The organism is Desulfobulbus propionicus DSM 2032, from assembly GCF_000186885.1.
Classification (GTDB): domain Bacteria; phylum Desulfobacterota; class Desulfobulbia; order Desulfobulbales; family Desulfobulbaceae; genus Desulfobulbus; species Desulfobulbus propionicus.
Genome location: NC_014972.1, coordinates 3,344,603 through 3,361,853 on the forward strand (window position 1 = coordinate 3,344,603; position 17,251 = coordinate 3,361,853).

A 17,251-nucleotide genomic window follows, 5' to 3' on the forward strand; every position below is an offset into this window, starting at 1 on the left:
CGCGGAACGCCCCTTCCATCAGCCTGGCGGCCAGGCCATGTTGCGGCCGCCGAGGATGTGCATGTGCAGATGAAACACAGTCTGTCCCGCCTGCGAGCCGTTGTTGAACACCACCCGATAGTGCGGCACCCCTTCCTTGACGGCGATCTCGTTGCCGATCCGCATCAGTTTACCGACGATGCGTTCGTCTTCCCCGGTCACCGCCGACGGGCCGCTGAGGTGCTTTTTCGGGATCACCAGAAAATGAACCGGCGCCTGGGGAGCGATGTCGCGGAAGGCAAGCACCTCGTCGTCTTCATAGAGTTTGCTGGCCGGGATTTCTCCCCGGACAATTTTGCAGAACAGACAGTTGTCAGGCATGGCGGACCTCGTGTGCGAAGGAAGGGCCGGGGCTACCGAGGGGTGCCGACCCGGGGAAGCAGGTGAAAGACCAAGGCATTGTTCACTCCCGCGATCTTCACCGGATCCATGGCAATGGGGATGGACTTGGAACCGACCCGGAGGTTGATCATCTCCAAGGCATCGAGATCGACCATATATTCCCGCCCGCCCAGGGCACCGAGCAGGGGGGCGAGCCCGTCCTCGGGGTTGCCGCCGTTCTGGGCCGTGTCGGTGAAGCGGGGAGTGACGTACAATTTTTTCTTGCCCGGATCAAACCGGGTCTGCAGGTCGCAGGTCATGGGCAGATGGACCTCGCCGACCCTGAGTTGGATATCCTGACCGGCCAGACGGGTGGTCACCATCAGATTCCTGCCGGAGAGCACGCCGCGCACGGTGATGATGTTGTCATGAATCGCCAGGCGGTCCAGGGATTCCAGAATGATGTCGCCCTGCAGCTGCCGGCTCTGCGACGGGATGTCCAACGGCAGCACCTTTTGCAGGGAGGTCAGCACGGTTTCCGCGGGCAGGGTGATGACGATATTTTTGGTTTGGGGTCCGCCGGCCGCGCCCCTGGCTGCCAGGGGCAGAAGGCACAGCGCGACCAGCAGGCCGATGAGGGAAAGCGTTTTTTTATTGACCATGGCGGGAAAACAAGAAAGATTGTCGGCTTGGCCGCCGGTTGTGCCTATGTGCAAGGAAAGCGGCGACGCGTGAGCGGATTGGCTGAAAAGGAAAAAGTGGCATTGCTGGACCTCGGCCACCTGGATTCGATTCGAAAGGAAACGTATCAAAATGCTCTATTTTCACGCCCCTGTCAAGGCGGACAACAAGAAAAAGTCCGAGTTCCCGCCACCTCCTGCCCGTCCATGACCGCAGACGCCCGCCCTTCCCTTGTGCCGCTGCAACTTACCGTGGACCGGGAATGCCGCCTCGCCGGGGCCTCCCCCGCGCTGCTCGCCGCCCTCAAGGCGGAATTGACCATCGACAACCCCAAATACCAGGCGGCGAAACAGTTTGGCCGCTGGATCGGCAAACAGCTCAAACCCAAACTCTTTTTCTTCCGTCAACAGGACGACGGCATCTGCTTTCCGCGCGGTTTCGGCAACCAGGCGGTACGGATCTGCCGCCGGGTAAGCGGTGAAACACCCGAAGTCGTCGACCACCGCCGCACCCTGGACGAAATCGACCTGGCTTTCCGGGGAACGCTCCGTCCCTACCAGGAGCAGGCGGTGGCGACTATCCTGGACCACTCGTTCGGCGTGCTCGAGGCCGGCACCGGCTCCGGCAAGACGGTCATGGCCCTGGCGGTGATGGCCCGCCGCAGGCAGCCGGCCCTGATTCTGGTGCACAACAAGGAGCTGCTGCGCCAGTGGCAGCAACGGATAGAACAGTTTCTCGGTGTCGAGGCCGGCCAGGCCGGAGACGGGGTATTCGACATCCGCCCCATCACCGTGGCCATTGTCAATACCGCGAAAAAACATCTGCACACCCTGCCCGGGCAGTTCGGTCAGCTAGTGGTCGACGAGTGCCACCGGGTTCCTGCCAGTCTGTTCACCGATGTGGTGTCGGCCTTTGATTGCCGCTACATGCTGGGCCTCTCGGCCACGGCTTTCCGGCGGGAAGACGGCATGACCCGGTTGATCCACATCTATATGGGCGACCGGGTGCATGCGGTGGACGGGCGCATGCTGGCCGCCAGCGGCGCGGTGGTCCGACCGGAGCTTGAGCAGCGGCCGACCGGATTCCTCTACGGCTATCAGGGCGAATATCCAAAACTGATCAAGGCCTTGGCCGGCAACCTTCAGCGCAACCGATTGATTGTCGACGACATCCTTGCCCTGATCCGCCACGGCCATCGGGGCACGATCCTGGTGGTTTCCGATCGCGTGGCGCACTGCCAGGCCCTGGCCGATCTGCTCCAGGCTGGCGGCGTGATTGCGCCGGTGCTGACCGGCCAGTCTCCTCCGGAAACACGGGCCGACTTGGTGGCCGATGTTCAGGCCGGCAAGGTGGCGGTGCTGGTGGCCACCCTGCAGCTGATCGGCGAGGGGTTTGACTGCCCAGGCCTGTCCACCCTGATCCTGGCCACCCCGATCAAATTCGAGGGCAGGTTGCTGCAGGTGGTTGGCCGGATCATGCGGCCCGCCGTGGGCAAACGCGCCCGGGTGATCGACTATGTCGATGAAAACATACCGGTCCTGCGGCGCTCGGCAGCGGCCCGCCGAGCGGTTTTTTCGGGATGGTGACCGGTCCGACCATCAATCTCCTTGTCTTTTTGTTCTTCTTCCTGTAGATATAACCTCTTTTTTATCTCAGCTCGCCCGAAGACCGGCCAATCCGTGCCGATCACCCTGCCGGTGTTCGCGCGGCGCTTACCGCTATCGCCTATTGTCCCAAGCTTTCCGGCAACTCGTCTTGTTTAATCATCACCACACATGCCCCATCCAGGGGCGGGAGCAGTATGGATCAGCAGTTTATTCGTAACGTCGCCATTATCGCCCATGTTGACCATGGAAAAACAACCCTTGTCGATCAGTTGTTCCGCCACAGCGGCATGTTCCGCGACAATCAGCAGGTGGCGGAACGGTTGATGGACTCCATGGATCTGGAACGCGAGCGGGGCATCACCATTGCCTCGAAAAACGGTTCCTACACCTATGGCGACTACCAGATCAACATCATCGACACCCCGGGCCATGCCGACTTCGGCGGCCAGGTGGAACGGGTGCTGCGCATGGCCGACGGCGCGGTCCTGCTGGTCGATGCCCAGGAAGGTCCCATGCCCCAGACCTTTTTCGTGGTCAAGAAGGCCCTGGCCGCCGGCCTGCCCATCCTGGTGGTGATCAACAAGATCGACAAGCCAGCGGCGCGCTGCGACTGGGCGGTGGATCAGGTTTTCGGCCTGCTGGACCGCCTCGACGCTCCGGATCACATCCTCGATTTTCCGGTGGTCTACGCCTCGGCCAAGGCCGGCTACGCCATTGCCGAGCCGGATACCGAGGTTACGCCGGAAACCGGCATGCGCGCGGTATCGGAGATGATCATCAAGCACGTGCCACCGCCCTCGGGCAGCCCGAACGCGCCGTTGCAGCTGCAGATCAACACCATCGACTACTCGCCCTACCTCGGCCGCCTGGGCATCGGCAAGATCGTCAACGGCAGCCTCACCCTGCGGACCCCGCTGGCGGTGGCCCGCCTCGACGGCTCGATCGCCCCGGTGCGCATCAACAAGATCTTCGGCTACTGCGGCGATCAGAAGGTGCCGGTGGACAGTGCCTCGGTGGGCGATATCATCGCCGTGGCCGGCATGGAGGATGTAACGGTCGGCGTCACCTTCACCGATCCCGCCGATCCCCGTCCCCTGCCGCTGATCGAGATCGACCCGCCGACCATCTCGATGAATTTCATCCCCAACGACTCCCCTTTTGCCGGTCAGGACGGCAAATACGTCACCTCCCGCCACCTGGAGGAGCGTCTGTCCCGCGAGACCCTGGCCGATGTGGCCCTGCAGGTCGAACCCCTGACCGAGGGCATCGGTTACCGGGTCTCCGGCCGCGGCGAGCTGCATCTGTCCATCCTCATTGAAAAGATGCGACGGGAGGAGTATGAATTCCAGGTAACCCGGCCGCAGGTGATCATGCGCGAAATCGACGGTCAGTTGATGGAACCCTATGAAGAGCTGTCGGTCGACGTAGACGAGCAGTTCCAGGGCGTGGTCATCGAAAAATTGGGCAAGCTCAAGGGCGTGCTGCTCGACATGCAGGTGGACAAGGAAATGACCCGGATGAAGTTCAAGGTGCCCACCCGGGGACTGCTTGGCTACCGCTCGGTGTTCATGACCGATACCCGCGGCATGGGGGTGATGAACTACATCTTTGCCGAATGGGGGCCCCATGCCGGCGAGATCCAAAACCGGATCAACGGGGTGATGATCGTCAAGGAACCCTGCACCACCGTGGCCTATGCCCTGTTCAATCTCCAGGATCGCGGCCGGTTGTTCCTCGGCCCGGGGGTCGATGTCTATCCGGGGATGATCATCGGCGAGCACTGCCGACCGGCCGACCTGATCGTCAACCCGGCCAAAGGCAAGAAGTTGACCAACATGCGCGCCTCGGGTTCGGACGAAGCGGTGATCCTCACCCCGCCGGTTGACATGAGCCTGGAAGACTGCATATCGTACATCAATGATGACGAACTGGTGGAAATCACCCCCAAGGCCATTCGCCTGCGCAAGCGCAAGGACGCCAAGATTCGGGGGTAGCCTCTGCCCCCGCAGGGAGGAGGCATGAAGGAACTGCTGCTGATCGGCGTGGCCCTCGCGGCCGGATTGGTCACCTTGGCGGTGCTTGTGCGCCGTTCAGGCGGCGACTGTATTCCCTGACTGCTGTTGTACGGCTCCGTGGGCGCGGGGCTCGTCACCTATGCGGTCCTCAAGGCCCTGTTCTGACGGGGGGAGAAAAATGGCTGTGCACAACACATCCGAACCCTTGCTGCCGGTGGACGACCCGGTCGCCCTGATCCGCTCCCGAATCAAGGAAAAACGCATCTTCGAAGCCCGTTTCCTGTGCAGGCAACTGGTGGACGAAATGGGGCCGGAGGAAAAAACCGCCCTGGAACGGGAGCTCAACGGCATGCTGACCCAGGTGGGTCACCTTCGGCAACAGGCGAGAAGCTTCCTGGACGAAGGCCGGCATGATCGCGCCGTGGCCCTGTACAACGAAATGGAAACGATCGCCATTGATGTGCCAGGCGTGGCTGAGGAAAAAAGGGCACTGGCGGAAACTGAAGCGCTGGCCGCCAAGATCGGCGCCAAGGGCACGGTGTCGAACCCCCCGCCCCCAACCGCCGGTCCCGCCGTTGAGGAGGACACGACAACGGAAGCGCCTGGGCCCATCAATGAACCCGAACCGGTTCCTCTCGAGCAACCGGCAGCTTCACAACGGCGCTGGCCGTCTTCACGCATTGTTCTGCCGGTTGCCGCGGTGATTCTGTTGATCCTCTTGGCCTTGCTGTGGAGAGCGTGGACAGACCAGAACAGTTCTCCGCCCGCACCTCCACCCACGGCGCAGCAGATTCGGATTCAGCCGCTGGCCGAGCCTGTCGATGCTCCGACGCCTCCACAGGACTCTTCTCCCCCCCTTCCGGAGGGCAGCGAGCAGGTACCTGCGACTGACGAACCAGCCCCAGCGGAACCGGCCAATCCTCCTCCGCCCGACCAAGAACCGACAGTCAGCCCCGCCGACGATACCGCTGTTCCGCCCTCGCTGCACCTGGGCACCTTGCAGGTGGCGCCATCCGGGGACAAATAAAGTCTGTCGCCCTCTATCTACAGCTCCGGCAACCTGCCGCTGGCCTTAAAGGCGAAATAGTCGCGCAGGATGCGCGCATGATCAAAGGCCAGCTCCGGCAATTCGGCTTCAACAAACACCCCGGCCCGCCGGGCATCGTCGGCCGCTACCGGCTGACCGCTGGCAGTGGCGATGAACACCGTGGAGGCGGTGTGCTGGCGGGCATCCCGTTTCGGATCGGAATAGGTGTGCAGCTGCCGCTGCAACGTCACCGTCAGCCCGGTTTCCTCGGCGGCCTCCCGCCGGGCGGCATCCTCGAAGGACTCGCCGTAATCGACGAACCCCCCGGGCAGGGCCCAGCCGTGGGGAGGGTTTTTCCGCTCGATGAGCACGATGCCGCCCTCGGTTTCAATGATGATGTCCACCGTGGGGGCAGGGTTTCTGTAGACGTGCAGCGGTGCGCCGCAGGAGGGGCATTGCATGGCGAATTTTCCGGAGAAGATTAGAGGCACAAGCCGCGGATCTCGTCCCAGTTGCGCACCGAGGGCAGACTGTGGCGGTCGCGGTTCCAGGGCTGGGCGAAAACGATCGAGCGAATCCCCACGCGATTGAGCTGCACACAAGTTTCCGCCCGATCATCGACAAAGGCCGTCAGCCCCAGTGCTTTGATGTGGCGGGCCTTGTCATCGTGATCCCCCATGGCCACCACCCGGATCTGCGCCCAGACCCGGGCGGGAAAAACGGTGTGCAGCCAGTGGTGCACCGGTTCCGCCGCCGAGCGGGCGGTGACGATGGTGACCGGTGCGTGGCGGCTCAACTCGCCGAGCACCCCGACCGCTCCAGGCATGGGCAGCAAGCCGCATCCCACCGAATCATGAAGAATCTGCAGAAAAATCGACTCGGCAATGGTTTCATCCATGTCCAGACAGTGCTCCACCGCGAAGTGGGTAATGTCCTCGGGACGGATGCCGCACAGCCCATGCTGTTCGCAGGCGATGCGGATGAAAGCCTCGACCGTGTCGGCGATGACCCCATCGAAATCAAAACCGATCTCGGCGGGGTGAATCTTGGTGCCGCGCATGAGGACGGTTATTTTTCGACCTTGGCGTCCTCGATGATCACATCGTACTTGTAGCCCGCGCCAAAATCACGCTCGCTGGCCAGGGTTCCCTCGACGGTGACCACACTGTCCTCGCCGGGGTCCTCCATGGTGGTGACCACCAGGTCATGCTGGTTTTTCAGCGGATTGCCGGTGCCGTCCTGAATGTGCAGCCAATTCTTGCCCATGATCATGCGCGAGATTTTCATCACCTTACCACGAACACGCACGGTTTTGCCGTGCAGTTCCTTGCCTTGCTCGAAACACTCGCCCACCGAAAAACTATTCGGACCGGTGGCCTTGTTGACGTTGACATGCGCGGACGGAACCACGGCGCCGGCGCTGCCGGTCGAGGGCCCCAGATCCCCCGCGCCCGCGTCGCCACCCTGCCCGCCCTGAGCGCCACGGCCCTCGGCCTGGAGGGCCGCGTCAAAACCCGTTCCCTTGGCATCGGTCTTGGCATCGGCAGCGGGTTGTCCTCCTTCCTGGGCCTCCTTCTCCAAACCGGGCGAGAAGACGATGGCCTCAAAAGAGCGGTTCAGGGTCTTGGAGGTAAAATTGTGCATGGTCATGCCCGGCTTGCAGTTGACGGTCTGGCCGGTTTTGACGGAGGTCTCGGGAATGGCCACCCATATTTTTCCCTGGGCCGCATCGACCTGCAGGTAGGTGTAGCCATTGCTGTTCATGGTTTCCAGCACCTTGCCCTGCAGCGCGACTCCGTCCAGCGAGCTGCTGGCAGCGGGCGGGGCGGACGGAGAGGCCGGTTTCTCTTCGGCGAGGGCGGCCGCCGGAGCGATCAGGGTCAATGAGAGGGCGGTGGAAACCAGGACTTTACGTAATGCAAACATGGACGAATCTCCAATTGAGAAGGCAGGATGTGAACGGTCTGTCGACCAGGATCAAGGGGCGGAGCCAGCCGCGCCGATCCTGGCGTCAAGAGGTTGTAATAAGAATTGAGCGGACCGCTGTCAACCGAGGGATGCATCGGGGAACAGTTCACCCAGACAACGGCTGATGGCTCCGGCCCAGACCTGATAGCCCCGGGTGCTGAGGTGAACCTGGTCGTTGAGAAAGCCGGGGTGGGTGATGGGCAAGCATTGTTCCCGAAACGGTGCGACCACATCGAGGAAGATGCAGTTGTCCGTGGCCGCCGCTGCTTGCGCCAGTTCCCGATTGACCTGCTCGAGCTCGTGGGCCGCCACGATCGGCATGGGCATCAAGGAACAGAGGATGATGGGCGCGTTGGGATAGCACAGTCGCAGCCGTTGGAGCATGGTGGTGAGAATGGCCGGAAACACCATGTAGCCCATCAAGAGATTGTTGGTGCCCGACTGAACGAGAACTGCATCCGGTTCCGGGCAGGCCTCGATTTCATCCATCAGGCGGCTGGACAGCTCTTCGGTCATTTCACCGGCAATGCCTCGGTTGATCACGGCGACCTCGGGCAGATGTTTGCCCCAATCCCCCCACTCCACCAGGGAATCGCCGAGCATCAGGAGTTTAATCATTGTCTTACCTCGCTGGTTGCGACTGCAGGACCACGCAGCCCATGTTGGCCACAGAAACGGTTTGGCCGCACTGTACCGTATCCGCACACTCCAGGTCAACGATGTCCAGCGGCCCGGGGCGACCGGTATCGACGATCCGCCGCCAGGTTCTGCCGCGGGTGGGAGCGGGCACGGTAAAGGCGGCCGCAGCAGCAGGCTGACCGTTGAGCATGACGAAGAAGTCATCGTCCTCGGGGGCCAGTACGCAGCCGTTGAGGAGAAAGGCCAGGGTCCGGCATTCATGGGACCAGTCCTGTTCCCCTGGATGCAGGCTTTGCCACAGGATTTCCAGCGAGCAGGCGTCGTCGTCCGGCCCATAGTTGCCGAACTGGAAAAAATCCTCGCGGCGAAAAATGTGATGGCCCTTGCGCAACTGGATCAGCTTGCGGAAAAACCGCAATTGTCGTCGATTCTTTTCAGCCAGGGACCAATCGATCCAGCCAATGGCATTGTCCTGGCACCAGGCGTTGTTGTTGCCCTGCTGGCTGCGGCCGAACTCGTCGCCGGCCACCAGCATCGGCACCCCCTGGGAAAGGAGAAGGATGACCGCCATGGTGCGCAGCCGACGGGAACGCAGGCCGTGGACTGTCCTGTTTGTGGTTGGCCCTTCGACGCCACTGTTCCAGCTGAGGTTGTGGTTGTCGCCGTCGCGGTTATCCTCGCCGTTGACCAGATTGTGCTTTTCGTTGTAGCTGACCAAGTCGGCCAGGGTGAAGCCGTCGTGGCTGGTGATGAAATTGATCGAGTTGCAGGGGCGGCGGTTATGGCGCTGGTAGAGATCCGAGCTGCCGGCGATGCGGGTGGCCAGCGCCGGCACCATGCCGCCATGGCCGCACATAAAGGCGCGGACGTCGTCACGGAAGCGGCCATTCCATTCGGCCCACCGGTGGTGAGGGGAAAAGCTGCCCACCTGGTAAAGACCGGCCGCGTCCCAGGCTTCGGCGATGATCTTGGTGTGGGCCAGCACCGGGTCCTCGGCGATCATCTCCACCATGGGCGGGTTGGGCAGCACCTGGCCGGTCGGATCCCGGCCGAGAATGGAGGCCAGATCGAAACGGAAGCCGTCGACATGCATGTCGATCACCCACCAACGCAGGGCGTCCATGATCAGGTTGCGGACTATGGGATGGTTGCAGTTGCAGGTGTTGCCGCAGCCGGAAAAGTTGAGATAGGCGCGGGTCCAGGGGTCGAGCAGATAATAGATAGTGTTGTCGATGCCGCGAAAGCTGGTGGTCGGGCCGTCGCTGCCGCCCTCGGCGGTGTGGTTGTAGACGATGTCGAGAATGACCTCGATGCCCGCTCGGTGCAAGGCCTTGACCATGTCGCGGAATTCGCTCAGCGGCGCCTCCAGGTCACTGCTGTAGCCGCATTTGGGGGCAAAAAAGGAGAGCGGGCTGTAACCCCAAAAATTTTTCAGCCGCTCGCCGGTCCAGGGGTTGGTGAAGGTGGTTTCATTCTCGTTGAACTCGGTGACCGGCATCAGTTCCACCGCCGTGACGCCTAGCCGTTTGAGGTAGCTGATCTTTTCGCTGACCCCTTTGAACGTGCCCGGATGGCCCACCTTGGCCGAGGGATGGCGGGTGAAGCCGCGCACATGGAGCTCATAGATGATGGAATCGCGCAACGGGATGTTGAGCGGTCGGTCGCCCTCCCAATCGTAGGGCCGCGAATCGAGCAGACAGCAGGGTTCGGTCCCGAGGCAGGTGCGGGGTCGGCCCCAATCCGGCGAATGGATCTCCTTGGCATAGGGATCAAGGAGAATGCGTCGGGCGTCGAAGGCGTGCCCCGAACCCTGCGGGTCGTAGGGGCCTTGAAGACGGTAGCCGTAGCGCAGGTCCAGCGGCGCGTCACACAGCAAGATATGCCAGATATCGCCGGTTTTGTGAATGGCGGGATCCAGGGGCACATCGACCCATGCCTGTCGTTGCTGATCGTCGGCGACCACCAGGGTGACGGCTTCGGCATGGCGGGAAAAGAGGGCAAAATTGATTCCCTGGGGGGTGACGCTGCTCCCGAGTGGCAGCGGGGAGCCGGCTTTCACTGTAAAAAGCATTTCCACCTTGAATGAATAATTATTATCATTATAATGCAATCAGGGTTCAAGACGAATCCATCATACTTGCTTCTCATCCTTTTTCAAACCACAGCGGAGGATCGTATGGGTCTATTCAGCAAATTAATGATCACCGGCATTCCGGCCATCGACTGGGAAATGACCCCAGAATACACCTTTGGCACCTTTGAGAGTTGGGGCGGGAAGGAACGGGTGCGAAGCAAAAAGGAACGCATCTACTACTTTTTTATCGATGCCTGGGACGAGGAGCCCAAACTCTGCCTGATGGAACGCGGCATCAAACATGCCCGCGTGGTCGCGGAAATTCTCGCGCCGCCGGAAATGGTCCGGCAATGCGTCAGGGAGCAAGGCAAGGTGGCCCTGTTCGAGCGGACCCATCCGATCAACGAGCAGTTGAAGACGTGGTTGCTGGCCAACGTGGTCGACACCGATGACGAATCCAAGATCATTCCACTGGAAGAGCCGCAAGGAGCGGACATGGGTGCAACCGGACTTCCTTTGCGGGAAGCGGTGACGGCTCCCAGCACCATCCATCTTCCGGACACACCGGCGGAAATGAGCGAGGAGGAGGTGGCGGCCATGGTGGCGCGTTACAGTTTTGCCGATCAGGAGCGTAACCCAAGCGGAGGGTTTGCCCATATCCTGGTCGACAACAACGATGGCTTGACCGTGACCGACTTGACCACCGGCTTGATGTGGCAACGCGGTGGTCTGGATATCATGAGCCACCGGTCCATACGCCGGGAAGTGGCCCGCCTCAATGCTGAGAGGTTTGCCGGCTACAGCGATTGGCGGCTACCGACCATGGCCGAGGCCCTGTCACTGCTCGAACCGGAGAAGCTGGCCAATAACCAGTATGTGCACCGGTGTTTTTCCAGTGAACAGCCGTTCGTGTTTGTCGATGCCACCAGAAAACCGGGCGGGCAATGGTTTGTCGATTTCAAACAGGGCCGGGCCTTTTGGTCGTCGGGAACCATTCCCGGCGGTTTCGGCCGCCTGTGCCGCCGGGAAAAATAAAAACAGCGAAAAAAAAGCTGTTGAATCACAAGGGGGTCCCTTGTAGGATGCGGGTGAAGACAACAAACCTTCCCTAAATCGAGAGTGGACATTCCTTGAAGCGGATACTGGTGGTTGACGACGAGGCGCAAATTCGCACCATGCTCACCCAAATGCTGGAGCAGGAGGGGTATGCGGTGCAGACCGCCGAGAACGGCGAGGAAGGGTTAGCCTTGGTCGCGCGAGAGGCCTTTGACTTGGTGATCACCGACATGATCATGCCGGTGAAAGACGGGCTTAAGTTTATCATGGAACTTGTCCGCGACTATCCCACCCTGAAAATCCTGGCCATCTCCGGCGGTGGCGCCATCAAGGCGGAACGTTACCTGACCATGGCCGGTTATCTCGGCGACATCGCCACCTTGGAAAAACCCTTCAAACGGGATGTGTTGCTTGATTTGGTGAGAAAACAGATAGCGCCCGAATAGCGCGCCACGTGACTCGACGCCCAACAAAAAAAGCCTGCAGCAATGCAGGCTTTTTTTGTTGGGCCGGGTTTGCCCCAACGAACGGTGGGGGAATTCAGGATTTTGTCAGGCTGACCTGCGCCAATTGCTCTTGTTTCTTTCGGCGGAATCCATAGTCAACCAGCTTTTCCAAATCCGCCCACATGGATTCGCTGCCCATGATGGCCACGACAATGGTTTGCCCTTCGCGGGAAAATTGACCGACGTAGGTCTGGCGGGCAGCGATCGTGTATCCGGTTTTGCCACCCACCGCGCCATCAAGCCGCCAGAGGGCCTTGTTGTGATTGCGCAAGGTCTTGCCGTAGGAGGTGCAGATGGACCGCTCGCGCATTCTCCGGGAGAATTCATCGTGCTGCATGGCAAAGCGGAAAAGATTGGCCAGATCCCGCGCCGTCGACTGCTGACCATCGGCAGTCAACCCCGAAGCGGTGCGGCAGATGGTATTTTTCGCCCCCCACATCTTGGCGCTGAGCGTCATGAGCGTGGCAAATTTGTCCTCGCTGCCGGCTATTTTCTCCGCCAAGGCCACACTGGCGTCATTGGCCGAGGCCAGCAACACGGCGTTGATCAGATCATTGGCCTGATAATTTCTGTTGGGATCAAGGAAGATTTTCGAACTCGGCATGTCGGCGGCCCTGCGGCTGACATTGATCACATCGTCGTTGCGCAACGATTTCAAGGCAATCATCGCGGTCACGATCTTGATGGTCGAAGCCGGCTGACGTGGATTATCCGCCATTTTTTCAAAAAGACTTTCCCCGCTTTCCGCGTCCATCACCATGACGCTTCGGGCGCTGATCTGTTTCTCGATCGGTGCCAGATCACCGGCCGCCACCGGGCTGATCGATACCGGCACCCTGGAAGCACGCTCCTGGGCGCGCGACACGACAGCCTGCTTCGCCACGGTCCGTTTACGCGCGGCGGTCGATGAGCCGGGGGCCGTTCGCTTGCCCGTCTTGACCTTGGTTTTCGTCTGTTTGGTGACCGCTGCCGTGCGGGCAGAGGAGCTCGAGGCGACCTTGCCAACCGTCTTCTGCTTGGCAACGCTTTTTTTCGCCGCTGCCGATTGCGCGGCCGTGCGGCTCCCCTGCTTCTTCGCGGCGATTGTTGGCCGTGCGGACTTGGTGGCGGCAGCCTTGGACAAAGAAGCGGTTGCCGGCTTTTTTGCGGTCTTCACCGCCGCGGCAGCACTCACTTTTTTCGCTGTTCCTGATTTTCCCTTCGCAACCGTGGGCTGTTGCGCCCCAAGAACATCCGCTGTCGGCGGAAGCAGGAAAATGGTGCACAGCAGGAAGGCGAAGGGGAGAAGAGAGTGTCGTCGCATGGCAAGAAAAAGGCAAAGGGTTGATTGCAAATTAGAAATGTTGAAAATTTAATATTTCTCCTTGCGCCCTGTCAAGCGAATTGCCCGTTTTCTTTGAAAATCGGAGATTCTTATGGTAAACAGCCCAACGTTACGTCATCAAGGGGTACTGGGACCGGGAGGAAAGAATGCAAATGCAAGCAGAAACAGCTGATCACGGCAAGGATGACCAGCAAGGAAACGACAGCGCGACGGTGTTGTCGAACCTGCCGGTCATTCAGGAAAATGCGACCACCCTCAATGACTTGGTGGATATCAGCTGCCGGAAATACCGCAACCTGCCGGCCATCGGCATGGCGCTGGAGGAACCGCTGACCTACAAGGCGTTTCATGAGCGCATCCTGGCCATCGCCGCCCATCTTCGCGACCTGGGAGTCAAGCCGGGAGGCCGGGTGGCTCTTTTGGGAGAGAATTCCCACAACTGGGGAACGGTCTATTTGGCCGTTGTCCGTCTCGGCGCCAGCACCGTCCCCATCTTTCCCGACCTGCCCGAGGCGGATGTCCACCATATCCTGGGGGAAATGCAGTGCGATATCATCTTCCTCACCCAGCGGCAGATCGAGAAGATCTACGACCTCAAGAAACAGCTGAAACACGTGATCACCCTGGATGATTACCGTGACGATACCGGCCTGATCTCGCTTCAGACCTTCAGTGGCTTCCTCGCCGAGGCCCTCGCCACCTACGGCGAACAGGCCCGCGACGAACAGCTCGACTTTCCCCCGGTCAACAAGGACGACCTGGCCTCCATCCTCTATACCTCCGGGACGTCTGGTTTTTCCAAGGCGGTGATGCTCAGCCACGCCAACCTCTGCGCCAATGCCCACTCGGCCAGCGGGGTCATCCAGATCGTTCCCGGCTGGGTGTTTCTTTCAGTGCTGCCCATTTCCCACACCTACGAGTTCACGGTCGGCTTCCTCCTGCCGCTCTTGAAGGGATGCCGCATCGTCTATGCCGGCAAGACACCGACCCCCGCCGTGCTGCAGAAGATCTGCGAACGGGAACAACCCCATGTGATGCTGGTAGTCCCCCTGATCATTGAAAAAATCTTCAAGAAGCGGGTGGCCCCGGCCGTGGAAAAAAGCAAGATGCTCACTTTTTTCTGCCGCTTCAGCATGAGCCGCAAGATGATTTACCGCAAGATCGGCGCCAAGTTGCTCGCCTTTTTCGGCAACCGCCTGGAGGTGATGGGTATCGGCGGCGCGGCTCTCAACCCAGAGGTGGAATTGTTTCTGCGCGATGCCAGCTTTCCTTTCATTGTCGGCTACGGCCTGACCGAGGCCGCGCCCTTGCTGGCCGGCGGCCCCCATGGCGACACCACCATCTGTCTGGGATCCACTGGCAAGCCCGTGCCCAATGTGGAGATTCGCATCGACGATCCCCATCCTGAAACAGGAATCGGCGAGATCGTGGCCCGGGGGCCGAATGTCATGCAGGGCTATCTCAACGATCCGGAAGCCACCAAGGACTCCTTCACCGAGGATGGCTGGCTGAAGACCGGAGACCTGGGACGTCTTGACGACGCCGGCAACCTGCTCATCAAGGGTCGTTCCAAATCGGTCATCGTCTTGTCCAACGGCGAAAACGTCTATCCCGAGGCGATCGAACACAAGGTCAACGCCTACCCTTTCGTGGTGGAATCCCTGGTGGTGGAAAATCGAGGCATGCTCGAGGCATGGGTCTATCCGGATTACGAATTTATCGACAGCAAGACCTCCGGCCAAAACCGCACCCAGCGCCATCAGTATATCGCCGGCCTGCTCGAGGAGATGCGCACTGCCCTCAACGAGCAGTTGTCCACCTCCTCCCGGCTGTCACGGGTGCTCGAACGACGGGAACCCTTTGTCAAGACGGCCACCCACAAGATCAAGCGCTATCTCTATTCAGCCGACAACATGCACGTCTAACCTTTCGCCCAACAACACACTAACAAAGGGGGAACCATGAACAAATTACCGGCAGCCGTGGGACTGATCCTGCTGACCGCCACCGGATCGGCCCTTGCCTCCGGCTATCGCATCCCGGAACAGTCGGTGAATTCCACCGCCCGGGCCGGCAGTTATGTTGCCTACACACCCGGGGCCGACGCCGCCTATTACAATCCCGCCAACATGTCCTGGCTTGAGGATCGGGCCTATCTGGAGGCGGACGCCACCTGGATCCATTTGAACTCGGTTGCCTATGCCGACAGCCGCAGTTCATCGTTGAATGGCAGTTCCGAGGCGGAAAATTTTTTCATGCCCACCTTCTTTGCCGTTTCCCCTGACTACAACAATTTTCGCGTCGGCTTTTCCGTCACCGCCCCGGCCGGGTTATCCAAACGATGGCAGGATCCGTATCCCCGGACCTTTGCCGAGGAATTCAGCCTCAAGGTTTTTGAATTCAACCCCACCCTCTCCTACAAGTTCAGCGACCGGCTTGCCGTTGGCGCCGGCGTCCGCGCCATCTATGTGGACGGCAAGGTGAAAAGCAACGGTATCATCGACCATTACGGCAGCACCGCCATCCGCGACATGGATGGTGACGCCCTGGAAGCCGGATACAACCTGGCGGTGACCGCCCGGCCCACGGAGGACATGAACATCAGCGTCACCTACCGATCCGAGGTCGACCTGGGCATCGAAGGACACGCCGACCTGAACACCAATGTGCTGTCAGGCAGATACAGCGGAGACACCGGCGTGGAGATCCCCCTGCCGGCAATTCTGGCGGTGGCCGTGTCCTACACCTTTTTTGATCAATTGACGGTTGAACTGGAATACGATCAGACCTATTGGTCCGATTACGCCTATCTGGACTTCACCTACCCGGCCCCCTTTGCCAACCCGGTGTTCGCGGCAGCCTTTGATGACGCCAAGGCCAAACACTGGTCGGATACCAATGCCTGGCGCTTGAGCGTCACCTACGACTTGAAGAACGACTTCATCCTCATGGCCGGATTTGCCATTGACGAAAATCCGGTGCCGGAAGCGACCCTCGGTTTTGAGCTGCCTGATTCCGACGCCCTGCTCTATTCGGCGGGCGTTCGCTACAAGGTGAACAAGGACATGGAACTGGGCGTCGCCTATCTCTATGACGACAAGGAGAGCCGCTCGGTGAACAATGGGACGGTGAAGGGCACCATCGACGAAGCCGGGGCCCACCTGCTGACCTTCGGTTTGACCTATGCCTTCTGAGTGACAACAGGCAACGCTTTGTGCAAGCGGGTCCGGAACAGTTCCGGTCCCGCTTTTTTTTATCCTAAGAGAAGAGCATTGGACATGCGGATAATCGGCATGATCAGCCAGCCGATCACCCCGGTGTAAAACAACCCAAGAAGAATAAAGAAACCAAAGGGTTCGAGTTTGGCATAGCTGCGGGCCGCCTCCGGCGGCAGCAACCCCATCAGCACCTTGGAGCCGTCGAGCGGCGGGATGGGGATGCAGTTGAACACTGCCAGCATGATGTTGATCCACACGCTGGCCGCGAGCATGGCCACCAGGGGTTGGAGAACGGCAAAGGGAAGAAAGCGGAACTGGACGAACAGATGCGCCAGGGAAGCACTGGCAATGGCGAGCACCACATTGGCCCCGGGGCCGGCCAGGGCCACCTTGAGCATGTCCTGGCGAGGATTGCGAAAATACCAGGGATTGACCGGCACCGGTTTGGCCCAGCCGATCTTCATGATGATGAAGGCGAGCACCCCGAGCGGATCGAGGTGTTTGAGCGGGTTGAGGGTCAGGCGGCCTTCGTTCTTGGCCGTGGGATCGCCCAGGCGAAACGCCACGTAGCCATGCGCCAGTTCGTGCACGGTCAAGGCAAAAAGCAACGGTGGGGCCTGGATGATCAGCTGCTGCATGAAGCTGTTGAAATCGAAATTCATGGGCATCGGCGGATGTTTTTTACGGTTGTTGGGGTCTGGCTGTGGTTTCCAGCCTCTCTTGTGTGCAAAATCATAAGGTCGAACCGCGGAAAAGCGAGAGGAAAATGAGATCCG

The 17,251-nt window shown here is 60.3% G+C and carries 16 protein-coding genes; 7 read left to right on the top strand and 9 right to left on the bottom strand.

Annotation, left to right across the window (positions count from 1 at the left end):
• Positions 1-18 precede the first annotated feature (18 nt).
• Both DESPR_RS14515 and DESPR_RS14520 read right to left on the bottom strand, forming a co-directional pair.
• Positions 19-360, bottom strand: a complete 342-nt coding sequence (locus tag DESPR_RS14515) for a histidine triad nucleotide-binding protein (protein WP_015725552.1) — start codon at positions 358-360, stop codon at positions 19-21.
• 32 nt (positions 361-392) lie between these two features.
• Positions 393-1,076 (bottom strand): hypothetical protein, encoded by a 684-nt coding sequence (locus DESPR_RS14520; protein WP_169701638.1) that lies wholly within the window; start codon positions 1,074-1,076, stop codon positions 393-395.
• 171 nt (positions 1,077-1,247) lie between these two features.
• On the opposite strand from DESPR_RS14520, the gene DESPR_RS14525 reads away from it, so the two are divergent.
• The 3 genes from DESPR_RS14525 to DESPR_RS14535 all read left to right on the top strand — a co-directional run bounded on the left by DESPR_RS14525 (position 1,248) and on the right by DESPR_RS14535 (position 5,690).
• The gene (locus tag DESPR_RS14525) at positions 1,248-2,627 is read left to right on the top strand and encodes a DEAD/DEAH box helicase (RefSeq protein ID WP_015725554.1); all 1,380 of its coding nucleotides are present in this window, start codon (positions 1,248-1,250) and stop codon (positions 2,625-2,627) included.
• Between the two features lie 215 nt (positions 2,628-2,842).
• Entirely contained in the window at positions 2,843-4,642 is a 1,800-nt protein-coding gene (gene typA, locus DESPR_RS14530) for a translational GTPase TypA (RefSeq protein WP_015725555.1), read from the top strand.
• A 205-nt stretch (positions 4,643-4,847) separates the two neighbouring features.
• Positions 4,848-5,690, top strand: a complete 843-nt coding sequence (locus DESPR_RS14535) for a hypothetical protein (RefSeq protein WP_169701639.1) — start codon at positions 4,848-4,850, stop codon at positions 5,688-5,690.
• 17 nt (positions 5,691-5,707) lie between these two features.
• Here the strand turns inward: DESPR_RS14535 and DESPR_RS14540 are convergent, their stop codons facing one another.
• The 5 genes from DESPR_RS14540 to glgX all read right to left on the bottom strand — a co-directional run bounded on the left by DESPR_RS14540 (position 5,708) and on the right by glgX (position 10,368).
• Complete coding sequence (locus tag DESPR_RS14540; protein WP_015725558.1) at positions 5,708-6,151, bottom strand: NUDIX domain-containing protein; 444 nt, start codon at positions 6,149-6,151, stop codon at positions 5,708-5,710.
• Between the two features lie 20 nt (positions 6,152-6,171).
• The gene (locus tag DESPR_RS14545) at positions 6,172-6,750 is read right to left on the bottom strand and encodes a 5' nucleotidase, NT5C type (RefSeq protein ID WP_015725559.1); all 579 of its coding nucleotides are present in this window, start codon (positions 6,748-6,750) and stop codon (positions 6,172-6,174) included.
• 8 nt (positions 6,751-6,758) lie between these two features.
• Positions 6,759-7,616 carry a hypothetical protein gene (locus DESPR_RS14550; protein ID WP_015725560.1) on the bottom strand — a complete coding sequence of 286 codons (858 nt, stop codon included), beginning with the start codon at positions 7,614-7,616 and terminating at the stop codon, positions 6,759-6,761.
• A gap of 120 nt (positions 7,617-7,736) precedes the next feature.
• Positions 7,737-8,276 (bottom strand): GDSL-type esterase/lipase family protein, encoded by a 540-nt coding sequence (locus tag DESPR_RS14555; RefSeq protein WP_015725561.1) that lies wholly within the window; start codon positions 8,274-8,276, stop codon positions 7,737-7,739.
• A gap of 4 nt (positions 8,277-8,280) precedes the next feature.
• A complete protein-coding gene (gene glgX / locus DESPR_RS14560; protein ID WP_015725562.1) occupies positions 8,281-10,368 on the bottom strand; it encodes a glycogen debranching protein GlgX in 2,088 nt (695 codons plus the stop codon).
• Positions 10,369-10,473: 105 nt separating this feature from the next.
• On the opposite strand from glgX, the gene DESPR_RS14565 reads away from it, so the two are divergent.
• Both DESPR_RS14565 and DESPR_RS14570 read left to right on the top strand, forming a co-directional pair.
• Positions 10,474-11,406, top strand: a complete 933-nt coding sequence (locus DESPR_RS14565; protein WP_015725563.1) for an Lcl C-terminal domain-containing protein — start codon at positions 10,474-10,476, stop codon at positions 11,404-11,406.
• A 95-nt stretch (positions 11,407-11,501) separates the two neighbouring features.
• Positions 11,502-11,873: a response regulator gene (locus DESPR_RS14570; protein WP_043770168.1), complete on the top strand. Its 372-nt coding sequence runs from the start codon at positions 11,502-11,504 to the stop codon at positions 11,871-11,873.
• Positions 11,874-11,967: 94 nt separating this feature from the next.
• Here DESPR_RS14570 and DESPR_RS17515 read toward each other — a convergent pair whose 3' ends face one another.
• Positions 11,968-13,107: a D-alanyl-D-alanine carboxypeptidase family protein gene (locus DESPR_RS17515; protein WP_169701640.1), complete on the bottom strand. Its 1,140-nt coding sequence runs from the start codon at positions 13,105-13,107 to the stop codon at positions 11,968-11,970.
• A gap of 302 nt (positions 13,108-13,409) precedes the next feature.
• Between DESPR_RS17515 and DESPR_RS14580 the strand changes: the two genes are divergently transcribed.
• The gene (locus tag DESPR_RS14580; RefSeq protein ID WP_169701641.1) at positions 13,410-15,182 is read left to right on the top strand and encodes an AMP-binding protein; all 1,773 of its coding nucleotides are present in this window, start codon (positions 13,410-13,412) and stop codon (positions 15,180-15,182) included.
• Between the two features lie 36 nt (positions 15,183-15,218).
• Positions 15,219-16,451 (top strand): OmpP1/FadL family transporter, encoded by a 1,233-nt coding sequence (locus tag DESPR_RS14585; RefSeq protein WP_015725567.1) that lies wholly within the window; start codon positions 15,219-15,221, stop codon positions 16,449-16,451.
• Positions 16,452-16,510: 59 nt separating this feature from the next.
• Here DESPR_RS14585 and DESPR_RS14590 read toward each other — a convergent pair whose 3' ends face one another.
• Positions 16,511-17,137 carry a site-2 protease family protein gene (locus DESPR_RS14590; protein ID WP_015725568.1) on the bottom strand — a complete coding sequence of 209 codons (627 nt, stop codon included), beginning with the start codon at positions 17,135-17,137 and terminating at the stop codon, positions 16,511-16,513.
• Positions 17,138-17,251 lie beyond the last annotated feature (114 nt).